At 67.8% G+C, this 25203-nt stretch carries 23 protein-coding genes and 1 tRNA gene; 6 read left to right on the forward strand and 18 right to left on the reverse strand.

The genetic code is table 11. The annotated features are described in order from the left end of the window. Nucleotides 1-12: 12 nt before the first annotated feature. Nucleotides 13-1017, reverse strand: coding sequence for an alpha/beta hydrolase family protein (locus tag NN4_RS23265; protein ID WP_222595141.1), 1005 nt, complete (start codon nucleotides 1015-1017; stop codon nucleotides 13-15). 146 nt (nucleotides 1018-1163) lie between these two features. Between NN4_RS23265 and NN4_RS23270 the strand changes: the two genes are divergently transcribed. After that, nucleotides 1164-2051 (forward strand): PaaX family transcriptional regulator C-terminal domain-containing protein, encoded by an 888-nt coding sequence (locus NN4_RS23270; RefSeq protein WP_147135154.1) that lies wholly within the window; start codon nucleotides 1164-1166, stop codon nucleotides 2049-2051. On the opposite strand, the gene NN4_RS23275 is transcribed toward NN4_RS23270, so the two are convergent. After that, nucleotides 2008-2463, reverse strand: coding sequence for a hypothetical protein (locus tag NN4_RS23275; protein WP_147135159.1), 456 nt, complete (start codon nucleotides 2461-2463; stop codon nucleotides 2008-2010). The genes NN4_RS23270 and NN4_RS23275 overlap by 44 nt on opposite strands. A 56-nt stretch (nucleotides 2464-2519) precedes the next feature. On the opposite strand from NN4_RS23275, the gene NN4_RS23280 reads away from it, so the two are divergent. Together NN4_RS23280 and NN4_RS23285 are read left to right on the forward strand one after the other, a co-directional pair. Next, entirely contained in the window at nucleotides 2520-3722 is a 1203-nt protein-coding gene (locus NN4_RS23280; protein ID WP_147135162.1) for a saccharopine dehydrogenase family protein, read from the forward strand. Between the two features lie 95 nt (nucleotides 3723-3817). Next, entirely contained in the window at nucleotides 3818-4750 is a 933-nt protein-coding gene (locus tag NN4_RS23285; RefSeq protein WP_147135164.1) for an FAD-dependent oxidoreductase, read from the forward strand. A gap of 76 nt (nucleotides 4751-4826) precedes the next feature. Here NN4_RS23285 and NN4_RS23290 read toward each other — a convergent pair. Then, nucleotides 4827-4898, reverse strand: a tRNA-Gly gene (locus NN4_RS23290). A gap of 73 nt (nucleotides 4899-4971) precedes the next feature. Beyond that, nucleotides 4972-6189 (reverse strand): MFS transporter, encoded by a 1218-nt coding sequence (locus NN4_RS23295; RefSeq protein ID WP_147135167.1) that lies wholly within the window; start codon nucleotides 6187-6189, stop codon nucleotides 4972-4974. 93 nt (nucleotides 6190-6282) lie between these two features. Between NN4_RS23295 and NN4_RS23300 the strand changes: the two genes are divergently transcribed. Continuing rightward, nucleotides 6283-6612 carry an ArsR/SmtB family transcription factor gene (locus tag NN4_RS23300; protein ID WP_147135170.1) on the forward strand — a complete coding sequence of 110 codons (330 nt, stop codon included), beginning with the start codon at nucleotides 6283-6285 and terminating at the stop codon, nucleotides 6610-6612. Nucleotides 6613-6628: 16 nt separating this feature from the next. On the opposite strand, the gene NN4_RS23305 is transcribed toward NN4_RS23300, so the two are convergent. The 4 genes from NN4_RS23305 to NN4_RS23320 all read right to left on the reverse strand — a co-directional run bounded on the left by NN4_RS23305 (nucleotide 6629) and on the right by NN4_RS23320 (nucleotide 12132). Then, nucleotides 6629-7924, reverse strand: a complete 1296-nt coding sequence (locus NN4_RS23305) for a M16 family metallopeptidase (protein ID WP_246181032.1) — start codon at nucleotides 7922-7924, stop codon at nucleotides 6629-6631. 86 nt (nucleotides 7925-8010) lie between these two features. Beyond that, nucleotides 8011-10290 carry a polyribonucleotide nucleotidyltransferase gene (locus NN4_RS23310; RefSeq protein ID WP_107658272.1) on the reverse strand — a complete coding sequence of 760 codons (2280 nt, stop codon included), beginning with the start codon at nucleotides 10288-10290 and terminating at the stop codon, nucleotides 8011-8013. Between the two features lie 375 nt (nucleotides 10291-10665). Beyond that, on the reverse strand, nucleotides 10666-10935 hold the full coding sequence (rpsO, locus tag NN4_RS23315; protein WP_014986888.1) for a 30S ribosomal protein S15: 270 nt from the start codon (nucleotides 10933-10935) through the stop codon (nucleotides 10666-10668). A gap of 225 nt (nucleotides 10936-11160) precedes the next feature. Continuing rightward, nucleotides 11161-12132 carry a bifunctional riboflavin kinase/FAD synthetase gene (locus NN4_RS23320; protein ID WP_107658273.1) on the reverse strand — a complete coding sequence of 324 codons (972 nt, stop codon included), beginning with the start codon at nucleotides 12130-12132 and terminating at the stop codon, nucleotides 11161-11163. Between the two features lie 240 nt (nucleotides 12133-12372). On the opposite strand from NN4_RS23320, the gene NN4_RS23325 reads away from it, so the two are divergent. Beyond that, a complete protein-coding gene (locus tag NN4_RS23325) occupies nucleotides 12373-13041 on the forward strand; it encodes a metal-dependent transcriptional regulator (RefSeq protein WP_147135212.1) in 669 nt (222 codons plus the stop codon). 727 nt (nucleotides 13042-13768) lie between these two features. On the opposite strand, the gene NN4_RS23330 is transcribed toward NN4_RS23325, so the two are convergent. Both NN4_RS23330 and NN4_RS23335 read right to left on the reverse strand, forming a co-directional pair. Then, on the reverse strand, nucleotides 13769-14551 hold the full coding sequence (locus tag NN4_RS23330) for a hypothetical protein (protein WP_246181033.1): 783 nt from the start codon (nucleotides 14549-14551) through the stop codon (nucleotides 13769-13771). 453 nt (nucleotides 14552-15004) lie between these two features. Next, nucleotides 15005-15415, reverse strand: coding sequence for a DUF4345 domain-containing protein (locus NN4_RS23335; RefSeq protein WP_147135173.1), 411 nt, complete (start codon nucleotides 15413-15415; stop codon nucleotides 15005-15007). A 130-nt stretch (nucleotides 15416-15545) separates the two neighbouring features. Between NN4_RS23335 and NN4_RS23340 the strand changes: the two genes are divergently transcribed. After that, entirely contained in the window at nucleotides 15546-16172 is a 627-nt protein-coding gene (locus NN4_RS23340) for a TetR/AcrR family transcriptional regulator (protein WP_147135176.1), read from the forward strand. A 364-nt stretch (nucleotides 16173-16536) separates the two neighbouring features. Here the strand turns inward: NN4_RS23340 and truB are convergent, their stop codons facing one another. From truB to infB, 8 genes are all read right to left on the reverse strand, one after another. Further along, nucleotides 16537-17442 (reverse strand): tRNA pseudouridine(55) synthase TruB, encoded by a 906-nt coding sequence (gene truB / locus NN4_RS23345; protein ID WP_147135179.1) that lies wholly within the window; start codon nucleotides 17440-17442, stop codon nucleotides 16537-16539. Beyond that, the gene (gene npt / locus NN4_RS23350) at nucleotides 17442-18110 is read right to left on the reverse strand and encodes a 4'-phosphopantetheinyl transferase Npt (protein WP_147135183.1); all 669 of its coding nucleotides are present in this window, start codon (nucleotides 18108-18110) and stop codon (nucleotides 17442-17444) included. The genes truB and npt overlap by 1 nt, the downstream gene beginning before the upstream one ends. A 578-nt stretch (nucleotides 18111-18688) precedes the next feature. Beyond that, complete coding sequence (locus NN4_RS23355; protein WP_147135185.1) at nucleotides 18689-19645, reverse strand: metallophosphoesterase family protein; 957 nt, start codon at nucleotides 19643-19645, stop codon at nucleotides 18689-18691. 66 nt (nucleotides 19646-19711) lie between these two features. Further along, a complete protein-coding gene (locus tag NN4_RS23360) occupies nucleotides 19712-21028 on the reverse strand; it encodes an MATE family efflux transporter (RefSeq protein WP_281289398.1) in 1317 nt (438 codons plus the stop codon). A gap of 252 nt (nucleotides 21029-21280) precedes the next feature. Further along, nucleotides 21281-22282 (reverse strand): DHH family phosphoesterase, encoded by a 1002-nt coding sequence (locus tag NN4_RS23365; protein WP_147135188.1) that lies wholly within the window; start codon nucleotides 22280-22282, stop codon nucleotides 21281-21283. A 13-nt stretch (nucleotides 22283-22295) separates the two neighbouring features. Continuing rightward, nucleotides 22296-22739 (reverse strand): 30S ribosome-binding factor RbfA, encoded by a 444-nt coding sequence (gene rbfA, locus NN4_RS23370; RefSeq protein ID WP_107658279.1) that lies wholly within the window; start codon nucleotides 22737-22739, stop codon nucleotides 22296-22298. Nucleotides 22740-22793: 54 nt separating this feature from the next. Next, complete coding sequence (locus tag NN4_RS23375) at nucleotides 22794-23084, reverse strand: DUF503 domain-containing protein (RefSeq protein ID WP_107660755.1); 291 nt, start codon at nucleotides 23082-23084, stop codon at nucleotides 22794-22796. A gap of 96 nt (nucleotides 23085-23180) precedes the next feature. Beyond that, on the reverse strand, nucleotides 23181-25203 hold a 2023-nt coding region (infB, locus tag NN4_RS23380), incomplete at its 5' end, for a translation initiation factor IF-2 (protein WP_147135191.1).

Below are 25203 nucleotides of genomic sequence, written 5' to 3' on the forward strand. Positions count from 1 at the left end.
CCGGAACCGTGATCACCGGGTTCGGTCGACGTCCTGCACGAAGCGGCGCTGATCGTCCAGAAAGCCTGTCGCGAACAGTGATCGGGGTGCGGCGACGGCAAAGATGATCGTCTTGCTCGTGCTGTCTTCGATGTCCTTGCGCACCAGCGAGTGCGTCGCGTTGCGGTAGTGCTCGATACGCAGCAGATCGGCGGGGATCAGTTGGCGGTAGCGGGCCTCGGTGTCGGCGACGTCGACGTTGATGTCGTAGTCGGCCAGGGTGAGCAGCACGGGGATGCGGACGGCGGCGAGGTCGGCGGCGGCGTCGGCGGTGTAGTTCTGCTGGATGAAACGCCAGCGCTGTGCGGTCATGTCCGAGGTGACGGCGGCTGCCGCACGGGCTTGTTCGAAGGTCGCGCCCTCGCGCAAGAGTTTGCGGGTGCGTTCGCTGTCGGCGATCGCCGCATCGATGCGCGCCGGGCCCGCGTGCTCGGCGGTCAGCTTGGCAATCGTGTGGTAGCGGCCCTGTTGGAGCCAGTTGACGGCGGGCGACACGGCGATCATGAACTGCAAGCCCGGATCTCGTGCGGCGACCGCGGGCAGGACCCAGCCTGCTTGGCTGGCGCCCCACAGCCCGATCCGCGCCGGATCGATCTCGGAACGCGTTCTGGCCCAGGCGATCGCGTCGAGAGTCTCGGTGGTCCGGTCAGCCATGGTCTGGTTCAGCCAGTCACCGGGTGCTCCCGCCACACCGGGCTTGTCCCAGGACAGCGACGCATACCCGGCCCGCGCCAACGACTCCCAGATCGGACGGTAGAACGTGTCGTGGGTGGCGTCGATCGGCCCGTCACCGTGGACGAAAACCACCAACCCGAACGGCGCCGTCCCCTCCTCGGGCAGCGCGAGTGCACCGTTCAGCGGTTGCGCGCTGCCAGGGATCGTGACGCGTTGTTCCCGCAGGTCGTAGCTGTTCTGATACACGACCCAGCCACCGGCGGCCCCGATCAGCGCGAGAATCGCGGTGAGCGACAACAGTATTCGGCGGCGTCGCGAAACAGGTCGCGCGCGCGCTGTTCCGGGCTCCGCGCGCGAACTTTCCGAAGGCATATCCACTCCAATCGTTCGTTCTGAAAACCATCGTTTGTATGCTGAGCACATCAGGATCGACCGGATCGAGAGGGCGGATGGTGGAGACGCACAGCGTAGAGGTGACGACGCGGACCCTGGTGGAAAGCATGGTTCGCGAGGACGCCACCATCGACGCCGGTGCGCTGTACACGGTCGCGAACGCGCTCGGCATGACCGATCAGCAGGTCCGGTTGTGCGTGCGCCGCCTGGTCGCGGACGGGCAGTTCACCCAGCAGGGGCGGGGGCGCAAGGCGATTCTGCACGCCACCGCGGCGACGGCGAGCGCGCTCGCGCCCGACGTGGAGTTCGTGCGCTACATGTTCGCGCAGGATCGCGGCGAGGCCGCGTGGGACGGGTTGTGGCATCTGGTCGCCTTCGCCATTCCCGAGACCGCTCGGTCGGCCCGAGATGCCATGCGGGACGGCATCGTTCGGCTCGGCGGCGCACCGATCCAGGGCGGACTGTACGTGAGCCCGAACGCGTGGGAGCAGCATCTGGACGCGCTCGCCGCCGAGCTCGACGTCACCGACCACCTCACCACCTTCACCACGACCGACCTGCGCGTCGGGCAGACCGAGGCACCGCGCCGCATCGCCGCCCGACTGTGGCCGCTGGACGAGGTCGCCGCGCGCCATCGCCGTCTCCTGGATTTCGCGCAACGCACGCTGCGCCGGTTGCGCACTGCCGAGTTGTCCGACACCGAATTGCTGACCGTCACCATCGAACTGGCCGCCGAGTTCACGCGCGCGATGGAGCCCGATCCCCTGCTGCCGCCGCAGTTGCTGCCGCAACCGTGGGCCGGGACCAAGGCCCGCGGCGTGGTCGCCGAATGCTGGGCGCTGTTGCTCGCAGCCGAGACGTCCACGCCGCCTCGCCTTTTCCGCGCCTACGCCGACGTCGTCAGCGACGTTGCGAAACATGCCGCACCCCCAGGTATTTCGTAGTGATCGAAACTGTCGGTGCGAGTGCCGACGCCACGGCGGTCAGCACGGTTGTCGCGAACCAGAATCGCGTCCACGTCGGCGGCACCGGCGTGAGCAGCACCAGCAACGCCGAGTAGATCACCGCACCTCTGCGCAGGCGGCGCTCGCAGTAGATCTGCCGCCGGAGCGCGGTCGCGCCTGCCCATGCTCGCGGGCCTATCAGGCCTCGCCAGGTGTGCAGCGTCAAGAACCACATCGCGATGAGCAGCCCCGAGCCGAGCAGCTGAATCCAGTCCGGGAGCTCGACCTCGGGCCCACTGAGCGGCAGCGCGACCGATGCGAAGGCGATGCCGCCCGCGGCCTCGATCAGGATGAGCCGCCGCACCGGACCGATGGGCGTCTCGCGCAGCAATCTTGTCGCAGAATCGTTCATGTTACCGTCGATCGTAGACGCAATGAACGATATTGCGTAGTCGAAGGAGGATGGGCATGCGGGTTCTGGCATTGGGCGGCGCGGGAGCGATGGGGTCCGTGGCGGTGCGGACTGCGGCAGGCCTGCCCGGCGTGCAGGAGATCATCGTGGCCGACCGCGACGTGGTCGCGGCTCGAGAAGTCGTCGACAGGTGGTCGGGATCGGGCGCTGAACTGCGGGCCTGCCGGATCGACGTGACCGACCGCGCGGCGCTCTACGGCGCACTCGGCGAGGTCGATGTCGTGCTCAATACCGTTGGCCCGTATTACCGTTTCGGCCTGACGGTGCTGCGGGCGGCGATCGACACCGGGACGCACTACCTCGACATCTGCGACGACTGGGAGCCCACGATGCAGATGCTCGAATACGACGCCGACGCGCGCGCCGCAGGCGTCTGCGCGATCGTCGGAATCGGCGCGAGTCCAGGGGTGAGCAACCTGCTGGCGGCCCGCGCCGCTCGCGAACTCGACCGCGTCGAGGACATCTACACCGCCTGGCCGGTGGATGTACCCGGTGCCGGCAGTTCGGACGGCCTCGAGCTCACGGGCCCGAACGGGTTACCGACCGCGGCGGCCGTGCACTGGATGCAGCAGATCAGCGGGGCGATCACGGTGGTCCGGGCGGGACAGCTGGTCCAGGAACCGCCGTTGCAGCCCGTGCCGTTGACGCTGCCCGGTGGCCGCATCGGCACGGCTTACACCGTCGGCCATCCCGAACCGGTCACCCTGCACTGGACTCTGCAACCGGCCGGACGCGTGGCGAATCTGATGGTCGTCACACCCGGCACCGCGGCCTTCCTGGACGTGCTGCGTACCGATATCGACAAGGGCGCGCTCACCAACGAAACCGCGGCAGCCGAATTGGCCGCGCCCACCCTGTGGCGTGGCCTGCGCTCGATGGCACGGTCGTGGCGCTTCGCCGCACCGGGGAATCTGCCGCCGTTCTTCGCCGTCGCCACCGGTAGCAAAGATGGTGTGCCGCTGTCGATCCTGGCCCATGTCGGCTCCGCGCTGATCGACAACATGGCGGAAGCCACGGGAATCCCGTTGGCGCTCGGGCTTTCTCAGCTCGTCGACGGTGTGGCGATACGGCCGGGTGTGCATCCCCCCGAGGCAATCCTCGAGGCGGACCGGTTCTTCGACGACCTCGGCAGACATACCTGCGACGTCGTCACCGAACAGGCACCGCTCGCCTCGGCCACAGTCGCTTCCAGCGGGTGACGACCCATCGCCGCCGATAGCCGAATACCGCACTGGCGCCTGCACGTTCCTGCTTTCCGAGCCGCGGGCGCCGGTTCGTGAGTACGGTCGCGATCATGGCGAATGATGTGTTGGTACTGGGGGCCGGAGTCATCGGACTGACCACCGCGGTGTGCCTGGCGGAGGAGGGGCATCGGGTTCGGGTGTGGGCGGAACTGCCGCCGGAGCGAACGACCTCGGCGGTGGCGAGCGGACTGTGGTGCCCCGGCGCCACGGCACGGGATCTGGCGTGGAGCCGCGTGACGTTCACCGAGTTCTCCCGGCTGGCCGACGATCCGGCGTCGGGCTTGCACTTCGAACGCGGACTTCAGGTTTCGCGGTTCTGGTCCGAACCGCCCGCGTGGATCGGCGAGCTGGCCGACCTGGAAATGTGCGCCCCCGACGAACTGCCGGACGGCATGCTGATCGGCTTCCGCAGCACCGCCCCGCTGATCGATCTGCCGCGCTACCTGCGCTACCTGACCGGTCGGCTGGCGGCGCAGAACGTGACGGTCGAGCAGCGGACGGTGCGCGCTCTCACCGAGGCCGCGGCCGCCGCCTCCGTCGTGGTGAACTGCACCGGCGTGGCGGCGGCCGCACTCACCGGCGACGACATGCAGCCGGTCCGCGGGCAGCATGTGATCGTCCGCAACCCCGGCATCACCGACTTCTACGTCGAACTCGGCGCCCCCACCGAATGGGCTGGAATCTTCCCGCACGGCGACCGCCTGATCCTCGGCGGCGTGCGCCAACGCGGCGAGTGGAGCCTCGACCCGGACCCCGAGGTGGCCGACCAGATCCTGCGCCGCTGCATCGCCGTCGAACCCAAGCTCGCCGCCGCGGAGGTAGTCGGCCACGAGGTCGGCCTCCGCCCCGGTCGCGTCGAAGCCAGGCTCGATGAGGAGCGCGTCGGTGAGTCCAGGATCGTGCACAACTACGGGCACGACGGATGGGGTGTCAGCCTCTCCTGGGGCAGCGCCCGCGAAGTCGCGCGGCTGCTCGCCGACTGATCCGGTTGCCAGGCCCGCAAGCCTCGTCAGGAATGTAGAAAGCCCCGGTCAGCAGAGTGACCGGGGCTTCGACAAGAGCGGATGACGGGATTTGAACCCGCGACCCTCACCTTGGCAAGGTGATGCGCTACCACTGCGCTACATCCGCGTTCGCATCTCGAATACTCGGTGATGCGAGATGGAACTTTAGCCGATGCACGGCGGAAAATGCCAATCCGCGATCATGCGGTCTGTTCGGCGGCCGTGGGTTTGCGGCGCAGGCCGAGTCCGGCGGCGGTCAGGCAGGCCAGCGACACGACCACGACGAACCACGGGAACACCGCGCTCAGGCTCCAGGTGGTGGCGGCCCAGCCGGCCAGGATGGTCGGCAACGCCATGGCGGTGTAGGCGAGCAGGTAGTACGCCGACATGGTTTCGCCCCGCTTGTGTTGCGGCACAACCTCGGACAGGTGGCGCAGCGATCCGCCGAAGCCGAGTCCGAAGGTGGCGCCGAGCAAGACACCGGCCAGCAGCACCACGACCCAGTTGCCGGTGTGCAGAGCGGGCACGGTGAGCAGTAGCGCCACCGCCATCCCGGTGTCGCCGCCGATGGCCGCGCGCCGTGCCGGAATCTTGGTCGCGAACAGCTGCGAGGTGGCGCCGGCCAGTGCGGTCGACGCGACCACCGCGCCGCCGAAAACCAAGTTGTGGATGCCGGTTTCGGCCGAGGCGAGCGACGGGTACAGCGACAGCAGCACGCCGAGCACCGACCAGGCCGCCATCACGCCGAGCGCGGAGAACCAGAAGTCGCCGCGAATCTCCGGCGGCACAGACGGTTTCGCGATCCGGATCCGGCCCGGGATGCGGCCGGTGTGTGGCTCCTCCAGCGCGATGACGCCGACGCCGATGAGCAGGCAGACAACGGTGATGACGACGTACGGCAGGCGCAGCGGGTGCGGTGCGTACTGCGCGAGCAGGGCCGAGCCCAGAATCGCCACGGCCATACCGACATTGAACGCCACACCGGTGAGCTGACCGGATCGCGCGCCGTGCTTGGGCCGCAGATCCAGCAGGGCCGCCGCACCGGCGACCACCGTCGCGCCGACCGCGAAGCCGTGCAATGCACGCGCCACCAACAGCATCGCGACATTGTCGGCCAGCAGGAAGACCGCGAGTCCGGCGATCATCGTCACGAAAGCACCGAGCAGCACCGGCTTGCGGCCGACCACGTCGGAGATCTTGCCCGACACCAGCACCGCGCCCAGGGCCGCGAACGCGTACACGGCGAACACGAAGGTCGTCGTCAGCGGCGAGAAGTGCCACTCCTGCTGGTACATGCCGTACAGCGGGGCCGGTACCCCGGAGACGCCGAGCGCCACCCCGCCCGCGGCCAGCACCAGGCCGTAGGCCCAGCGCTGTGAGGTCTGCTCGTCGGCGGCGGGCAGCACTGTCGCTGTCATCGAAACTCCGATCCGGTAGGTTTGATGATGATCGAACCGCGTACGACACTACAGCTGGTATGACGATCATCAAACCATGGAGTGAGGTAGATCATGACCGAAGCTAAGGAAGCGGCAGTCGAGGCCGCACCGGTGGCCGCGCTGTCCACCGTGCTCGGCGCGATACAGGACCCCATCCGCCTGGAAATGGTGCGGCGGCTGAGCAACGCCGGCACCGCGGTCCGCTGCAACGAGCTCTACGACGTGATCAACAAGTCGACCGCGACCCACCACTTCAAGATCCTGCGCGAGGCAGGGGTCATCGAGCGGGTGATCGTCGACGGTCAGATCTGGCAGCGGCTACGCGCTCGCGACCTGGAAACCGCCCTCCCCGGCGTGGTGTCCGCGGTCGTCGAAGCCGCCAACCGCGCGACTACGGACTGACTCCCGCTTCGCCGGGTCAGCCTTCGACCAATCTCCGCACCGCGGCAGGCAATTCGCGGGTCCGCTTGTACGGCCCGGCAACCGACGCGGCAAACGGACGTCCCAGCAGCGTGCCGGCGATAGCCGACACCTCATCGGTGGTCACCGCGTCGATCCGCGCCAACGTCTCCGACACACTCCGATGGTTGCCGTAACTGAGTTCACTGCGCCCGATCCGGTTCATCCGGGACGCGGAGTCCTCCAGCCCCAGCACGAGCCCACCACGCAACGAACCCTTGGCCCTGGCACATTCGGCATCCGTAATGCCATTGGCCGCAACCTCTTCGAGCACCCCGCGCGCCAAAGTCGCGACCTTGCCGAGGTTCTCCGGCTGACAGCCGATGTACACCGAGAACGCGCCGGTATCGGCGAAGGTGTCCACGCTGGAGTACACCGAGTACGCCAGCCCGCGTTCCTCCCGGATCCGCTGGAACAGCCGGGAACTCAGCCCGCCGCCGACCACGGTGTTGAGCACCGAGAGCGGCCAGCGCCGCTCCCCCTCGTGCCGCCCGAAGGCGCGCACCCCGAACGCCAGGTGCGCCTGCTCGCTGTCGCGGTGGCTCCAGTGCAGTTCGGGATCGCTGGCCGGGCGAAACCGCCCCTCGCGACGCTTGGCGGGCGTGGCCGCCGGGTCGAGCCGATTCTCGAACGCGCGATGCACCAACTCCACCGTGTGCTCGTGTTCGACATTGCCCGCGACCGCGACGACCATCCGGTCCGGCCGGTAGCGCCGCAGGTGGAAACCGCGCAACTGCCCGGCGTGCATCGACTCGATGGATTCGATCGAGCCGATCACCGGCCGCCCGATCGGATGGTCACCGAACAGCGCGGACAGGAACGCGTCGCCGACCAGATCCTCCGGGTCGTCGTCGCGCATGGCGATCTCTTCGAGCACCACCTGACGTTCCAGGTCGACGTCCTCGGCGCGGCACAGCCCGTTGAGCACCACGTCGGAGACCATGTCCACGGCCAGCGGCAGGTCCTCGTCGAGCACGTGCGCGTAGTAGCAGGTCTGCTCTTTCGCGGTGAACGCGTTGAGCTCACCGCCGACGGCGTCCATCGCCTGCGCGATGTCCAGCGCCGTGCGCGTCGGTGTCGCCTTGAACAGCAGGTGTTCGAGAAAGTGGGCCGCACCGGCGACGGTGGGGCCCTCGTCGCGCGAGCCGACGCCCACCCAGACGCCGATCGAGGCCGAGCGCACGCCCGGCACATGTTCGGTCACCACGCGCAGCCCGCCGGGTAGCACGGTGCGCTGTACGCCGGGGTCGGTCATGTTGGCTCGCAGCTCCAGTGACGAACCCCCCTGCTCGCGTCGGAGCAGAGGGGCTGTCGTCTTCTTCGTCGTCACAAAGACAAGTACTACTCGGTCGCTGCCGCGCCCGCATCAACGGTGTCGGCTTCGGCCGGCTCTTCGGCGTTCTCCTCGACCGGGACCAGCGAGATCTTGCCGCGGTTGTCGATATCGGCGATCTCGACGCGCAGCTTGTCGCCGACGTTCACCACATCTTCGACCTTGGCGACGCGCTTGCCGTTGCCCAGCTTGGAGATGTGCACCAGGCCGTCGCGGCCCGGCAGCAGCGACACGAACGCGCCGAAGGCGGTGGTCTTGACGACCGTGCCCAGGAAGCGCTCGCCGACCTTCGGCAGCTGCGGGTTCGCGATGGCGTTGATCTGATCGATCGCCGCCTGCGCCGCCGGGCCGCTGGTCGCACCGACGTAGACCGTGCCGTCATCCTCGATGGAGATGTTGGCGCCGGTCTCCTCGGTGATCTGGTTGATCACCTTGCCCTTGGGCCCGATCACCTCGCCGATCTTGTCGACCGGGATCTTGATGGCGGTGACGCGCGGGGCGTACTGGCTCATCTCGTCCGGGGTGTCGATGGCCTCGGCCATGACCTCCAGGATGGCGGTGCGCGCGTCGTGCGCCTGGCTCAGCGCACCGGCGAGCACCTGCGAGGGGATGCCGTCGAGCTTGGTGTCGAGCTGCAGCGCGGTGACGAAGTCACGGGTGCCCGCGACCTTGAAGTCCATGTCGCCGAAGGCATCCTCGGCGCCGAGGATGTCGGTCAGTGCGACGTAGCGCACCTCGTCCTCGCCCTTGTCGTTCTTGACCGTGTCCGACACCAGGCCCATGGCGATACCGGCGACCGGGGCCTTCAGCGGCACACCGGCGTTCAGCAGCGACAGGGTCGAGGCGCAGACCGAGCCCATCGAGGTGGAACCGTTGGAGGACAACGCCTCCGACACCTGACGGATGGCGTACGGGAACTCTTCCTGGCTCGGCAGCACCGGCATCAGGGCCCGCTCGGCGAGCGCGCCGTGGCCGATCTCGCGACGCTTCGGCGAGCCGACGCGACCGGTCTCACCGGTCGAGTACGGCGGGAAGTTGTAGTGGTGCATGTAGCGCTTGCTGGTCTCCGGGCCGAGCGAGTCGACCTGCTGGGCCATCTTCACCATGTCGAGGGTGGTGACGCCGAGGATCTGCGTCTCGCCACGCTCGAACAGCGCCGAACCGTGCGCCCGCGGCACCACGGCGACCTCGGCGGACAGCGCGCGGATGTCGGCCAGACCGCGGCCGTCGATGCGGAAGCCGTCGGTCAGGATGCGCTGGCGCACCAGCTTCTTGGTGACCGAGCGGAACGCGGCACCCAGCTCCTTCTCGCGACCGGCGAAATCGTCGCCGAGGCGAGACAGCACGTCGAGCTTGATCTCGTCGATCTTCGCTTCGCGCTCCTGCTTGTCGGCGATCGAGAGCGCCTCGCTCAGCTCACGCTTGGCGGTGCCCTCGACGGCCTCGTACACATCGGTCTCGTACGGCGGGAACAGCGGGAACTCGCCGGTCGGCTTGGCGGCCAGCTCGGCGAGGTCGGCCTGCGCCTTGCAGAGGCGGGCGATGAACGGCTTGGCGGCCTCGAGGCCCTCGGCCACCACAGCCTCGGTCGGCGCCTGCGCGCCACCCTCGATCAGCGCGATGACCTTGTCGGTGGCCTCGGCCTCGACCATCATGATCGCGACGTCACCGGACTCGACCACGCGGCCCGCGACGACCATGTCGAACACGGCCCCCTCGAGCTGCTCCACGGTCGGGAACGCGACCCACTGGCCGTCGATCAGCGCGACGCGCACGCCGCCGACCGGGCCGGAGAACGGCAGGCCCGCGATCTGGGTGGACGCGGACGCGGCGTTGATCGCCACCACGTCGTACAGATCGTTGGGGTCCAGGCTCATGATCGTGACGACGACCTGGATCTCGTTGCGCAAGCCGTCGACGAACGACGGGCGCAGCGGGCGGTCGATCAGGCGGCAGGTCAGGATCGCGTCGGTGGACGGGCGGCCCTCGCGACGGAAGAACGAGCCCGGGATGCGGCCCGCGGCGTACATGCGCTCTTCGACGTCGACCGTCAGCGGAAAGAAGTCGAACTGGTCTTTCGGGTGCTTGCCCGCGGCGGTGGCGGACAGCAGCATGGTCTCGTCGTCCAGGTAGGCGACGACCGAGCCTGCGGCCTGACGGGCCAGACGGCCGGTCTCGAAGCGGATGGTGCGGGTGCCGTAGCTGCCGTTGTCGATCAGCGCGACGGACTCGAACACACCGGGCTCGACCTCTACGGCCGAGGACTTGCGTTCAGTTGTTTCGGACATTCTCTTCTCTCAACCTCTCGTCTTCGCCGGATCGGGCGCCCAACGGCGCGATCCGGCTCTTCGTCAGCCATCCCTGGTACGGACGCGCGGCAACCATCCTGGCCGCGGCGCGCACACCCGGCCGAATCCCCTTGGATCACGGCGACGCGGAGGCGGTCATCGATCGAAGCCCGCCGGCGGTATATCCCCTGCCGGGAGGCCACTACCGAAGACCGACGCCACGCAGGCGGGTGCATACGGCTGTGCAATGTTGTCGTGTACCGGACCGCCGATGACAAAGCGGTCGCCCACATACACGAATAGCCAACGGGGAGATTGTACGTCTCCCCGCTGGCCGGGTCTCCGGCTACCTCGGGTAGCCGGCGTGTGGAGCGATCAGCGGCGCAGGCCGAGACGCTCGATCAGCGAACGGTAGCGCTGGATGTCGTTGGCGGCCAGGTACTTCGAGAGCCGACGACGACGACCGATCAGCGCGAGCAGACCGTGCCGGGTGTGGTGATCGTGCTTGTGCACCTTCAGGTGCTCGGTGAGGTCGGAGATCCGCTTGGACAGCAGCGCGATCTGGGCCTCCGGCGAGCCGGTGTCCTTCTCGTGCAGGCCGTATTCCTTGAGAATCGCCGACTTCTGCTCAGTGGTCAGAGCCATGAGGCATCCACTCCCTATTTCAGTCCCGCGCTCGAATGTCCGGTTACCCGGGATGGGTGCCACCGCGGACCGCAGCAAACCCGAGGATCTACCTTACCGGATCGGCTTCGCTGGGCCGAAATCGGATAGCAGATCGCCGGTCACGGAGGCCGGGCCGATCGGATTCGCACCGGCTAAGGCGCCTGCGTTGCTCAGCCGCGGCGCCCAGCGGCTCGGCCTGGCCGGTTACCGGTCGTCCACGGCGGCGAGGATCTTGCGGGCCTTCTCCACGTCACGCTGCATGTGTTCGATGAGCTCGTCCACCGAGTTGAACTTGCGCTGACCACGCACATGGTCGACGAAATCGACCGCGACGTGCTGGCCGTAGAGGTCGGCCTCGCCGTCGAGCACGTAGGCCTCGACGGTGCGGGCGCGGCCGGAGAAGGTGGGGTTGGTGCCGACCGAGATGGCGGCCATCGCCCGCTCGCCCGGGGTGACGGTGCCGATGGTCGGGCCGGGGCCGAGCACGGTGAACCAGCCCGCGTACACGCCGTCGGCCGGTATCGCGGCGTGCATCGGCGGCGCGACGTTCGCGGTCGGGAAGCCGAGCTGGCGGCCGCGGCCGTCGCCGTGCACCACCACCCCCTCGACCCGATGCGGACGGCCGAGCGCCTCGGCCGCGGCGGCCATGTCGCCCGCGTCGACGCAGGCGCGAATGTAGGTGGAGGAGAAGGTGACCGCGTGCTCGCCGAGCAGCTTGACGCCGTCGACCTCGAAGCCCCAGCGGCCACCGAGCTCACGCATGGTTTCGATGGTGCCCGCGGCCTTCTTACCGAAGGTGAAGTTGTCGCCCACCACGACCTCGGCCACATGCAGCCGCTCGACCAGCAGGTCGTGCACGTAGCGCGCCGGAGTCAGCTTCATGAACGTTTGCGTGAAAGGCATCACGCAGAACACGTCGATGCCCAGTTCCTCGGCCAGTTCCGCCCGGCGGGTCAGCGTGGTCAGCTGCGCCGGATGCGAGCCGGGGCGCACCACTTCCATCGGATGCGGATCGAACGTCATCAGCACCGCCGGGACACCGCGCGCGGCCGCCGATTTCACAGCTCGGCTGATCAGCTGTGCGTGACCGCGGTGCACACCGTCGAACACACCGATCGTGAGCACACACCGACCCCAGTCCGCGGGCACGTCGTCCAGACCTCGCCATCTCTGCACAGTCGGCAGCTTATATCGCGCAGCTGAACGGGGTTCGACCGAAGCCGGGTGCCTGGGTCACGCGCTGCTTCCGGTGGCGTGTACGTGTGGTGAATCCCGAGTTTCCCCGTGCGGCGAGCTGTGTCAATCGGCAGGCATGTGCTTAAGCTCGGGTATGTGCCCGGTAAACGAGACATCGCCACCCGCCGTGAGCTAACCGACGCTGCCGCGCCGACCCCGGCCACCGGCGGCACCGCGACGATCGCGCCGGTGCTCTCCTCGGTCGCCCAGGACTATCTCAAGGTGATCTGGACCGCACAGGAGTGGTCCCAGGAGAAGGTGTCGACCAAGCTGCTCGCCGAGCGCATCGGGGTGTCCGCGTCCACCGTCTCCGAGGCCGTGCGCAAGCTCGCCGACCAAGGGCTGGTCGAGCACGCCCGCTACGGTTCGATCACCCTCACCGAGGGCGGGCGCCGGGCCGCGATCGCCATGGTGCGCAGGCATCGGCTGATCGAGACGTTCCTGGTCAACGAGCTCGGCTACGGCTGGGACGAGGTACACGACGAAGCCGAGGTGCTCGAGCACGCCGTCTCCGAACTGCTCATGGCGCGCATCGACGCCAAACTCGGCTACCCCGACCGTGATCCGCACGGCGACCCCATCCCCTCCGTCGACGGCGCCGTACCCACCCCACCGGCCCGCCAGCTCAGCGACTTCCGCGCGGGCGAGTCCGGCCGGGTGGCCCGCATCTCCGACTCCGACCCCGACATGCTCCGCTACTTCGACTCCGTCGGCATCGCGCTGGACACCACCATCACCGTGCTGGAACGCCGAGATTTCGCCGGCACCATAGCAATTCGGATCGGCACCGCCGAGACTCCCACCGATCTCGGCAGTCCCGCTGCCGAAGCCATCTGGCTCACGACTTAGTCGTCCGACGGGACATGCGGGCGCGGTTACCCCCACTTCCGCGCCGCCATGTCCCACCGGCTCATCGCTCAGCCGTCTGACGGGACACGAGGGCAGCGCTGCTCGCACCTTCGCGCCGCCATGCCCTGCGGGCTCACCGCCCAGCCGTCCAACGGGACACGAACGCGCGGCTACCCACACTTTCCCGCCGCCATGTCCCACTGGCTCACCGCCCAGTCGCCCAACGGGACACGAAGACGCGCCATCCAACGGGACACGAAGGCGCGGCTACTCCCGCTTTCCCGCCGCCACGCCCCACTGGCTCACCGCCCAGTCGGCCAACAGGACACGAGGGCAGCGCTACTCGCACCTTCGCGCCGCCACGTCCCGCAGGCTCACCGCTTAGGCGTCTGACGGGACATGCGGGAGCGGTTACTCACGCGTTCACGCCGCCATGTCCCGCAGGCTCACCGCTCGGTCGTCCAAAGGGGCACGAGGGCGGTCCCACCTTCACGCCGCCACGTCCCGCAGGCTCACTGCCTAGTCACCAACGGGACACCACGGAGCGACCACTGCACGTCCACGCCGCCACGTCCCGTCGGCCCACCACCTAGCCGCCCAACGGGACATACGAGAGCGGCTACTCGCAGTTTCGCGCCGCTATGTCCCGTTGGCTCACTGCCTAGTCGTCAAACGGGACGTGAGGGAGCGGTTACTCGCACTTTCCTTGTCCCGTTCGATGGGGTGGTCAGCAGTTGAAGTACTTCTGGAGGCGGGTGGGGACGCCGTCGGCGGAAGCCTTTGTCCAGCAGACGTTGTGGGGGAAGTAGACGTAGGTGGCCCAGCCGTCGGGGGTGCGGCGGACGATGCGCTGGGTGTCGCCGGGGGCGTCCCAGGCGATGACCGCCCAGTTGCCGTCGCATTCGGTGACGGTGGCGTTGTGGCTGCCGAGTTCACCGATGTCGTCGAGGTCGTGCACGATCGATTGCGCGGCGCAGGGGGCGGGCAGGTCTGGTTCCTGGAAGCGCAGTTCGCCAGCGGCGAGCTCACCGTCGCGGACGAGGAAGAGGCTGTGCATGCCCTCGGGGACCGGGGTCGTGCCGGGAGGCGGGGTGCCCATGCCGAAGTGGTAGCAGCCGATCGGGACCGAGAAGGTGGCGGCGCCGTTGCCGTCGGTGACGGCGTCTCGGCGGAGTACCTCGTTGCTGCCCAACGGGATGTCGCGCTTCGACGGGTCGCAGGGCTGGATCAAGCTGAGATTGACCGGCACGTTCGGGACCGGCGTGCCGGAGAGGGTTCGCGTCCGGATCACCACGGTGCCGGTGCCCTGCGGTGGATTGCCGGGTGGCGGCGGCACGATTTGAGTGGGTGCGGCGGTGGGTACGTTCGGCGCCGACGTCGACGTCGGCACGGTCGTCGACCGATCGCGCGACGGTGTCGATGGCTCGTCACCATTCCCACCGCAAGCCGACGCCAGCACCGCCACCGCGATGACCGCTAACCCCTGCTGCACCATTCTGCGGACAACCATCGCCCTCACCTCCCGATCAGGCCATCAGATACTCGACCTATCGCCGTAACCCACGCCATGGTTACCCCAGGTAAATCCCCATACCCGCATTCGACTCGAAATCGTTCCCGCCGCGTCGAGTGGCACATGGTGGAGACCTGTTCTCGCACTTTGCCGCAGCCATGTGCCACTCTCGCCGCCGAGGGTGCGGGTGGCCGGGTGTGTCGTCACGCGGCGCCTTCGCCCTGGATTTGATCCGGCGAATCAGGTCGACCGCGCCGTTGGGTCCAGTCCCGCTTGACGGCGGATGGGCGCCTGATCGAGCGAGCACCGACCGTTTCTGCGTGAGCTGCTTTGCGCAAGCGGGGAATTCGCACAACAGCCGGAATCTCGAGAGGGAGCATGACTAGCCAGCGAACCACCGAGCGGGACACCGGCCCCATTCGGTGGCGGGCAGCGCTGCCGTCGGTTCGATCAGGTATACGTGGGCGCGGATCGGATTGTGCGGGTGCGGTTTTCGTCGGCGGTAGCCAGCCACCAGAAGATCGGCGGCAGGACTACTTCGATGACAGTGAGGACGATCTGGAACCAGTGCGGCCAGCCGTAGACGGCCACCGAGACGGCGCGGCCGACGGCACCGAGCAGGAAGATGCCGGCGAGCCAGCGGATCACGGTCGAGGGGATCGGGGATTCGCGGGCTGCCCAGATCCAGGCCGCGCCGTAGCCGACGAAGATCGCGCCGAAGAAGCGACTCTGACTGTCGGCGGTGGCGCCCAAATCGCCCATGTCGGGGACGGCGTCGTTGCCGAGTGCGATGTGCAGGAAGCCGATCGCCACGCAGGCGACTCCCATCACCATGGATAGCCATTTGAGTGTTGCAGCCATGTGTTTCTCCCCGGGAGTGTACGAATACCACTGGTGCGCAGTATGTTCCGCCAACCAACCGCTAGTAGATGGTTGTCTACTAAGAGACCCTACGACGCTTAGTAGACAAACGTCAACTAAGCTTTTCCGGATGAGTACTCGCCGCCGCCTCTCCCCCGACGCGCGCCGCAAGGTGCTGCTGGAAGCCGGTGCGCGGCTGTTCGCCGAACGCGCCTACGACGCGGTGCTGATGGAGGACGTCGCGGCGGCCGCCGGAGTATCGCGCGCACTCCTCTACCGCCACTTCCCCAGCAAGCGGGACCTGTTCGCGGGCGTCTACGAAGAGGCGGCCGACCAGCTGTTGGTCGCAACAACTTTCGACACCGAACGGCCACTCGCCGAGCAACTCGCCGCAGGACTGGACACGCACTTCGACTACTTCGAAGCCAACGCCCACAGCGTGCTCGCGGCCAATCGCGTGCTCGCAGGCGATCCCACCATTCAGGCGATCATCGCGGGCGAACTCGGGGAACTGCGCCACCGGCTGCTGGACGTCATGGGCGTCGAAGGCACCACCCGAACCCAGGTGTCCTCAATCCTGATGAGCTGGCTGACCTTTGTCCGCGTACTCACCGTGGAATGGCTGGAGAACAAGCACTTCTCCCGCGCGGAGCTGCTCGACATCAGCGTCGGCGCGCTCCTCGGTGCCTTGCACCCGATCCTCGGGGACGAGTTCTTCCCAGTCGGGCAGGTGCTCGATGCGGAGAACCCGGCCTGAGCCCCCACTTTTCGCTCCCGAAGCCCCGAATTCGGCCGGCTCGCGACGGAAGTGTCCGCTCAGGCCGGGGCCGCGGTTACCACGACGAGACTGTGGTGAACGACCGCGCCACCCGACAACCAACCGACCCCCGAGCCACTGGCAAGCCGCGGCCGCCAGCCCATCGCCCGCCTGGTCAACCAACCGGGCCGCGAGTCGACCGATGCGCCCAGCACAGAACTGACACCATCACCACCATCAGCGAAGCCGCTCCGACCAGCCTGGCCGACGTAAGCGCGGGCCAGCTCATCCGCCGCCCGACCATCCGCTTCGACTCCGCAACGCCAACATTCGCACCGAATGCCGAACCGGCTGGGTCGCGGCTCTACAGGTTGGACGGGCGGACGACCATGACGGAGGCCGCGCGCTTGCCGCTCTCCTGGAGCAGGGCGATCGCGCGCCCCTCCTGGTCGATGGCCGCGTAGACGCCGAGCAAGCCGATGGGGTCCAACCAGCGGCCGTTGCGGAGGTCGTTGGCTTGGGTTTCGTCGATCTCCCTGTGCGGGAAGGCGGTTCGGACCGCCTCGTCCATGTCGAGGCTGAGCAGGGATGCCTCGGACTCCGCGGCGGTGGCCAACTCGTCCAGGGTGCGGGCGTGTTCGAGGGTGAACGGGCCGACTCTGGTGCGGCGCAACGCCGTCAGATGGCCGCCCACACCGAGCGCGGCGCCGAGGTCGCGGGCGAGGGCGCGCACGTAGGTGCCGGAGGAGCATTCGACGAGCACGTCCAGGTCGACGAACGCACCGTCCTGGATGTCGCGGCGGGCGAGGATGTCGAAGCGGGACACGGTGACCGGGCGGGCGGCCAGCTGCACGTCTTCACCTGCGCGGTGCCGGGCGTAGGCGCGTTCGCCGTCCACTTTGATCGCACTGACGGTGGCGGGCACCTGTTCGATGTCACCGGTGAGTTTCGCCGTGTGCGCGGCGATGTCGGTGTCGACGAGGTGCAGGGCCGGGGTGGTCGTGAGGACTTCCCCCTCGGCGTCGTCGGTGGTGGTGGCCTGACCGAGCCGAATGGTCGCGGTGTACGCCTTGGTGGTCAGGGTGAGCAGGCCGAGCAGTTTGGTGGCGCGTTCCACGCCGAGCACCAGCACCCCGGTCGCCATCGGGTCGAGGGTGCCCGCGTGGCCGATCTTCTTGGTGCGCAGCAGCTTCCGGCACTTCGCGACGACGTCGTGGCTGGTCCAGCCGCCATCCTTGTCGACGATCAGCAGTCCGCCGAGACCGTTCATCAGTCGAGCACGATCGCGGTGAGGATGAACCCGTCGGTGATCAGCCAGCGGCCGTCGAACGAAAGCAGCGGCACCCCACCGTCGTTCGTCTGCCCTGGCACCAGCAGTTTGCTGTGGAAGGTGCCCCGACCGGAAGCGCCTGAGCTCTCCTGGATCTCGAAGGTGATGTGCGCTTCCTCGAAGCCGAGCCAGCGTGTGGTCAGCGGCCACCATGTCTTGAAGGTCGCTTCCTTCGCGCAGAACAGCAGCCGGTCCAGGTGCAGCGCGGAGCCGGTGGACCGCAGCCACTCCCGCTCCGGCGGCAGACTCACCGAATCCAGCACGCCCTCGGGCAGCGCCGCATGCGGCTCGGCATCGATCCCGATGGACCGGAAACGCATCTTGTGCGCCAACGCGGCGGCCCGATACCCGTCGCAATGGGTAAGACTGCCGACGACGCCGCGCGGCCACACCGGCGCGCCCCGCTCCCCCTTACCGATCGCCACCTGCGGCTCACCGAGCTCCGCCAGCGCCAACCGCGCGCAATACCTGGCCCCGATGAAGTCCCGCCGCCGCTTCTCCACCGCCTTCGCGATGAGATGCTCCTCGGCCGGATGCGCCTTCAGGTCCTCCGGATACTCCAGCAGCTCAGCCGCCGCCACACCGGCGGGCAAAATGTTCTCGATCATCACGGTCGAGCCTAGACGAGGCGCAGCACGCTCCCACAGCGCCGCCCCGCGACCCACCGATGGTCGCAGCCGCCCTGCGGCGACGTTGCCGGACCGGCGCTGCTCGGCCAACGAGCCAGTTAGCTTTCCGCACAGCCGAGGATCGCGGAAGTCCACCCCGCCCTCGACCACCCGGACAGCGGCAAACCTCAGCAGACCAGGCACTACTCGGCCAACGAACAGGTCAGCCTGCGGCGTCAGCCGGGGTCACGAAAGTCCAGCCCGCCCTCAACCACCCGGACAGCGGCAAACCTCAGTGGACCAAGCGCTGCTCGGTTAGCGAGCCGGTCAGCCTTCCGTGGCCGGGATCGCGGGAGTCCGGTCGGCTCCCGACTGCCGGGGCAGCGCCGCTCCGGTGCAGATGCCGAGCCCGTCAGGAATCACTCGCGACTCGGCACGCTGCGCTGACTACTGCTGGCCGGCCGCCTCTGCAAGCGAACTGGCCACTCGCTCAGTGGACACCGCAGTCGAGGTCGTGCAGCGAACTCGGCTATCGACAGTCCGCCCTCCGGCGCACGCAACCTGGCGAGCGCCGGCGCTCAAACACCGCGGCGGCGTTGCGCTTTGGCGCGCATTTCCGCTGCGGCGGCTTCCATTTCAGGGGTGACCTTGAAATGTCCGCCCCAGTCGTTCAGCGAGCCCGGCGGGTACTCCGGGGCCGGGAGGATTTGGCGGAGTAGCCGTTCGGGGAGGCCGCGGCGTTGCCATTCGCGGGGGTAGCCGAGGGACACCTCTTCGAAGCGGACGCCGTCGTAGTGCGAGGTGCGCGGGATGTGCAGGTGGCCGTAGACCGAGCAGACCACGTTGTAGCGGGTGTGCCAGTCGGCGGTCAGTTCGGTGCCGCACCAGAGCGCGAACTCGGGATAGAACAGCACGTCGGTGGGCTGACGGACCATCGGGAAGTGGTTGATCATGACCAGCGGCGTGCCCTCGGGCAGCGCGTCCAGCTTGCGTTTGGTGAACTGCACGCGGGCGTGACACCACGCGTCACGCGTCAGATAGGGATCCGGGGAGAGCAGATATTCGTCGGTGGCCACCACGTTGCGGTCCCGCGCGATGGCGAGCCCTTCGGCCTTGGTGGTGGCGCCTTCCGGCAGGAACGAGTAGTCGTACAGCAGGAACAGCGGCGCCAGCGTCACCGGCCCGCCGTACTGCTCCGCGCCCGCACCCTCCCACACCGGGAACGGGTCCTCCGGGGTCAGCACGTCGAGGTCGCGGCAGATCGACACGAGGTAGTCGTAGCGGGCGACGCCGGTCATCTGGACCGGATCCTTCGCCGTCGTCCACAGCTCGTGGTTGCCGGGCACCCAGATCACCTTGGCGAACCGGCCGCGCAGCAACTCCAGCGCCCACCGGACGTCGTCGGTCTTCTCCCCCACGTCCCCGGCCACGATCAGCCAGTCCTCCGGCGAGTCGGCGTGGATCTGCTCGACTACCGGCCGATTCCCCTGGTGTCCGACATGAATGTCGCTCACCGCCATCAACTTGGGTATCACCACACCTACCTTGGCACACTCCCACCGCCCCGCGCCCGTCACCCCGGTGTCGGGGCGGCAGCCCGACTAAACCTGTTGCCGCGGAATTTCAGCGCCGATCTGCGCCCACCTACCGGACCAGGCCCGCCAGGAGACCGCGACCAACCGCAGCATCATGAAGGCGACCAGCCCGGACCAGATTCCGGCGATGCCCCAGTCGAAGACCAGGGAGAGCCAGATAGCAGGGAGGAATCCGAAGATGGCGGCGGCGAGGGTACTGGTGCGCAGGTAGGCGGCGTCGCCCGCGCCGAGTAAGACGCCGTCCAGGGCGAAGACGATGCCCGCCACCGGGATGATGCAGACGAAGAACCACCAGGCGACATGGGTGCGGTTCAGCACGTCGGGGTCGTCGGTGAACAGTTTCGGGATGAGCGCGGCGCCCGCGGCGAAGCAGGCGGCCAGCGCGAGGGCGAAAATCTCGGACCACCGGGTTACCCGGGCGGCCAGCCCGCGAGCACCACGCGCGTCACCCGCACCGAGGGCCGCGCCGACGAGAGTTTGGGCGGCGATGGCGAGCGAATCCAGGGTCAGGGCAAGGAAATTCCACAGCTGTAGGACCAACTGGTGCGCGGCAACAGAGGCCGCGCCGAAGCGGGCCGCAACGGCGGCAGCCGAGACGAAGCACGCTTGGAAGGCGAGACTGCGAGCGATCAGATCACGGCCGAGCACCAGCTGCGCACGCATCACCGACCAGTGCGGAACAAGCGAAACACGTTCCCGAACAAGGGCATGCAGAAACAACCCGGCCATCACCAGCTGACCCGCAACGTTCGCGACGGCGGACCCGGGCAACTCCCACCGCGGCGCCCCGAACCATCCGTGCACCAGCACCGGACACAACACGGCCGAAACACCCAGCCCGGCAAGAACATAGACGAGCGGCCGCCGAGTCTCCTGCACCCCGCGCAACCACCCGTTCCCCGCCATCGAGATCAAAATCAGCGGCACCCCGAACAGCGCGACGCGCAACCACACCAACGCCTCGTCCGCGATGTCCCCACCACCGGAGATCGCATTGATCAGCGGCACCGCGAAAACCTGTACCAGGAGCAGAATCAGCGCACCGACCACGATCGCCAACCACGTCGCCTGCACCCCCTCGGCCACCGCGCCCCGCTCATCCCCCGCCCCGTGCCGACGTGCCGCCCGCGCGGTCGTCCCGTACGACAGGAACGTCAACTGCGAACTCACCTGCGCCAGAATCAATCCCCCGACCGCGAGCCCGGCCAACGCCAACGCCCCGAGCCGCCCCACCACAGCAAGGTCGAACAGCAGATACAGCGGCTCGGCCACCAACACCCCCAGCGTCGGCAGCGCAAGCCCGAGAATACGTCGCGGCCCCACCCCGGCCGCCGAATCCGACGCCGTGGCAACAAGAGCAGCTTCCCCGGCTCCCCCGGAGACGTCCGACAGCGCAGCGCCCCCAGCTCCCCCAGGCACGCCTGAAGCCGTGCCAACGAGCGCAGGATCTTCGGTTCCGCCGGAGACCTCCGCCCCGCCCGAGCTCATCGAACCCACGAAACCTCCCCGTCGCCGCCTACGATCCTGCCAACGCGAGACTCTGCCACGAGCCACCGACAAACAGCCGCGGCAGCCTCACCCGAGGGCAGCCAGCAATCCGGCAACCAGATCGTCCGGATTCCCATAAGCCGTGTACCCAGCGGCAAATCGATGGCCACCCCCACCGAGCGCGGTCGCTATCTCCGCAACATCCACCCCGTCGTCCGCCCCCGGCCGACTGTCCCTGGCCCGCAAGGACACCGTCCACCGATCGGCGACGCTACTGGATTGCTTGAACACCGCGGCGATCCCCGCTTCCGAAGTGGTGCGGACGATGTCGATGACACTCTCCGCCTCTTCGGAACTCACCCCGGCAATATCCTCACGCCGCACGACCGCATAGACCAGCCCGATACCGCCGTGCACCCCCGGCTCGAGCTGCGCGGTACTCAGCACCCGGGACAGCATGGTCAACCACCCGAACGGATGCGTGTCCAGCAACGCCCTGGCGATCTCGGCACTATCGATACCGGTGGCGAGCAGCCGCTCCGCCAACTCGTGCGTACCGGGTCGAACCCAGCGAAACGAGCCGGTGTCGGTGACCAGCCCGGCGTAAAGGCAGTGCGCCACTTCGGCATCGATCGGCACACCCCACACATCGAGCAGCCGCACGATCAAACTGGTCGTCGATTCCGCACCGGCGTCGATCACATTGATCGACCCGAACCGGGTGTTGGACCGATGATGGTCGAGCACCAAAGTGTTTGCAGCCCCGGTCATCCGGTCGGCCAGCGCACCGAGCCGCCCGGCACTGCCGCAGTCGACCGCGACCAGCAGATCGACCTCGGCGGGCACGTCGCCGGGCGCCACCAGATGGTGCACACCCGGCAGTGACCGCATCGACTCCGGCAGCTCGGCGGGTTCGGCGAACGACACCCACACCGGGATCCCGCGCCGATGCAGGACCAGCGCCAGCGCGAGACCACTACCGACGGTGTCGGCGTCCGGTTGCACATGGCAGAGGATGGTGACCGAGCGGGCGGCGTTCAACGCCTCGACGGCAGATTCGAGGTCGACCGCGTCCCGCATCGTCGTCATCGTCTACCGCATGTCACTCTGCGTCGTCGCGTTCGACCTTGTACGGGTCGGCGTCGCCGGCGTGCCTGGCGTTGGCCGCCACTTTCGCCACCTCTTCGTCCGCGGCCTTGGCCCTGGCCAGCAGTTCTTCCATGTCCTTCGCGACCTCGGGCACTTTGTCGAGCACGAACGCCAGGGTCGGCGTGAACTTCACGCCGGTGCCCGCGCCCACCTTCGAGCGCAGCACCCCCTTGGCTTTTTCCAGGCCCGCCGCGGCGCCCTGGTAGTCCGGTTCGGTGTCCAAGGTTTCGCCGAGGACCGTGTAGTACACCGTCGCCTCACGCAGATCGCCGGTGACCTTGGCATCGGTGATGGTCACGAAACCCAGCCGCGGATCCTTGATCTCATATTCGATCGCGGTCGCCACGATCGAGGAAATCCGCTTGGCGAGTCGGCGTGCCCTGGCTTGATCCACCATGGCTGAACCTTCCTCACTCTGTCTATTGTCGGTGGAACCAACGGTCCACCGTTATCAGTCTTCGGGCCCGAAGATCCTGCGGCGTACTGCCAGCAACTGTAACTCCGGACGTGCCGCGACATGCCGCTCACAGCGGTCGAGTACCTCGGTCAGGTGATCCATACCGGAACTGACCAGGGCAACCCCCAGCAATGAACGGCGATAGCGGTCTTGCTCACCGCCCTCGGCGGCACTCACGCCGAAACGTTGCAACTCGGCCAGGATCGGCCTGATCACGGAACGCTTCTCTTTCAGTGAATGCACGTCGCCGAGCAGAAGATCGAACTCGAGTGCCCCCAGGAACACCTACACACCTCTTTGTGTCGAAAGGCACGAGCTCCGAGAAACTCGCCGCGCACGTCACGCCGAGCGGGTAGCCCGGCGTGACGTGCGGTCGAGAACTCAGTCGCGCGGCTTCTCGCGCAGCTCGTAGGCCTGGATGATGTCGCCTTCCTTGATGTCGTTGTAGGTCAGCGTCAAACCGCATTCGAAGCCCTCACGGACCTCGGTGACGTCGTCCTTTTCCCGCTTCAAGGAAGAGATCGTGACCGTTTCGGCGATCACCACGTTGTCCCGGAGCAAGCGCGCCTTGGCGTTGCGCTTGACCGATCCCTCGAGCACCATGCAGCCGGCGATGTTGCCGACCTTCGACGAACGGAAGATCGCGCGGATCTCGGCGCGGCCCAGGTCGACCTCTTCGTAGATCGGCTTGAGCATGCCCTTGAGGGCCTTCTCGATCTCGTCGATGGCCTGGTAGATCACCGAGTAGTACCGGATGTCCACGCCTTCGCGGTTCGCCAGCTCGGTCGCCTTGCCCTCGGCCCGGACGTTGAACCCGATGATGATCGCGTTCGACGCCGACGCCAGGTTGACGTTGGTCTCGGTGACACCACCGACACCGCGGTCGATGACCCGCAGGCGAACCTCGTCGTCGATCTGGATACCGAGCAGCGCCTCTTCGAGGGCCTCGACGGTACCGGAGTTGTCGCCCTTGAGGATCAGGTTGAGCTCCGAAGTCTCCTTCAGTGCGGCATCCAGATCTTCCAGGCTGATCCGCTTGCGGCTGCGTGCGGCCAGCGCGTTGCGCTTGCGCGCATTGCGGCGGTCGGCGATCTGGCGAGCGATCCGGTCCTCGTCGACCACGAGCAGGTTGTCACCGGCGCCCGGCACCGACGTGAAGCCGATGACCTGGACCGGCCGCGACGGCAGCGCCGCGGTGACATCCTCGCCGTGCTCGTCGACCATCCGACGGACGCGACCGTAGGCGTCGCCCGCCACGATCGAGTCGCCGACGTGCAGCGTGCCGCGCTGGATGAGCACGGTCGCCACCGGGCCACGGCCGCGGTCGAGGTGCGCCTCGATGGCGACACCCTGCGCGTCCATGTCCGGGTTGGCCCGCAGGTCCAGCGCCGCATCCGCGGTCAGCAGCACCGCTTCGAGCAGCGCGTCGATGTTGGTGCCCTGCTTGGCGGAGATGTCGACGAACATGGTGTCGCCACCGTATTCCTCGGCAACCAGGTTGTATTCGGTCAGCTGCTGCCGGATCTTGTCCGGGTTCGCGCCTTCCTTATCAATCTTGTTGACCGCCACCACGATCGGCACGTCGGCCGCCTGCGCGTGGTTGATCGCCTCCACCGTCTGCGGCATGACGCCGTCGTCGGCGGCGACCACCAGGATCGCGATATCGGTGGCCTTCGCACCACGGGCACGCATGGCGGTGAACGCCTCGTGACCCGGGGTGTCGATGAAGGTGATGAGGCGGTCGTTCTCGCCCAGATGAGTCAGCACCTGGTAGGCGCCGATGTGCTGGGTGATGCCACCGGCCTCGCCCTCACGGACGTTGGCCTTACGGATCGTGTCGAGCAGTCGAGTCTTACCGTGGTCGACGTGACCCATGACGGTCACCACCGGCGGACGCTGTTCGAGATCGTCTTCGCCGCCCGCGTCTTCGCCGTAGGTCAGGTCGAACGACTCCAGCAGCTCGCGGTCCTCGTCCTCCGGGCTGACCACGTGCACGACGTAGTTCATCTCGCTGCCGAGCAGCTCGAGGGTCTCGTCGTTCACCGACTGGGTCGCGGTGACCATTTCGCCGAGGTTGAACAAGGCTTGGACCAAGGCAGCGGGGTTCGCGTCGATCTTCTCCGCGAAGTCCGAGAGCGAGGCGCCACGGGCGAGCCGGATGATCTCGCCGTTGCCGCGAGGCAGGCGAACGCCGCCGATGGCGGGCGCTTGCATGCTCTCGTACTCGGCGCGCTTCGCCCGCTTCGACTTACGGCCACGACGCGGCGCGCCACCGGGACGACCGAACGCACCGGCCGCACCGCCACGACCACCGGGACCACCCGGACGACCGCCGCCACCGCCACCGGGGCGACCGCGGAAACCACCGGGAGCGCCACCGGCACCGGGCGCACCCGTGCCTGCA

Origin of the sequence: Nocardia ninae NBRC 108245 (genome assembly GCF_007990755.1) — a bacterium.
In the GTDB taxonomy this organism is placed as follows: Bacteria; Actinomycetota; Actinomycetes; order Mycobacteriales; family Mycobacteriaceae; genus Nocardia; species Nocardia ninae.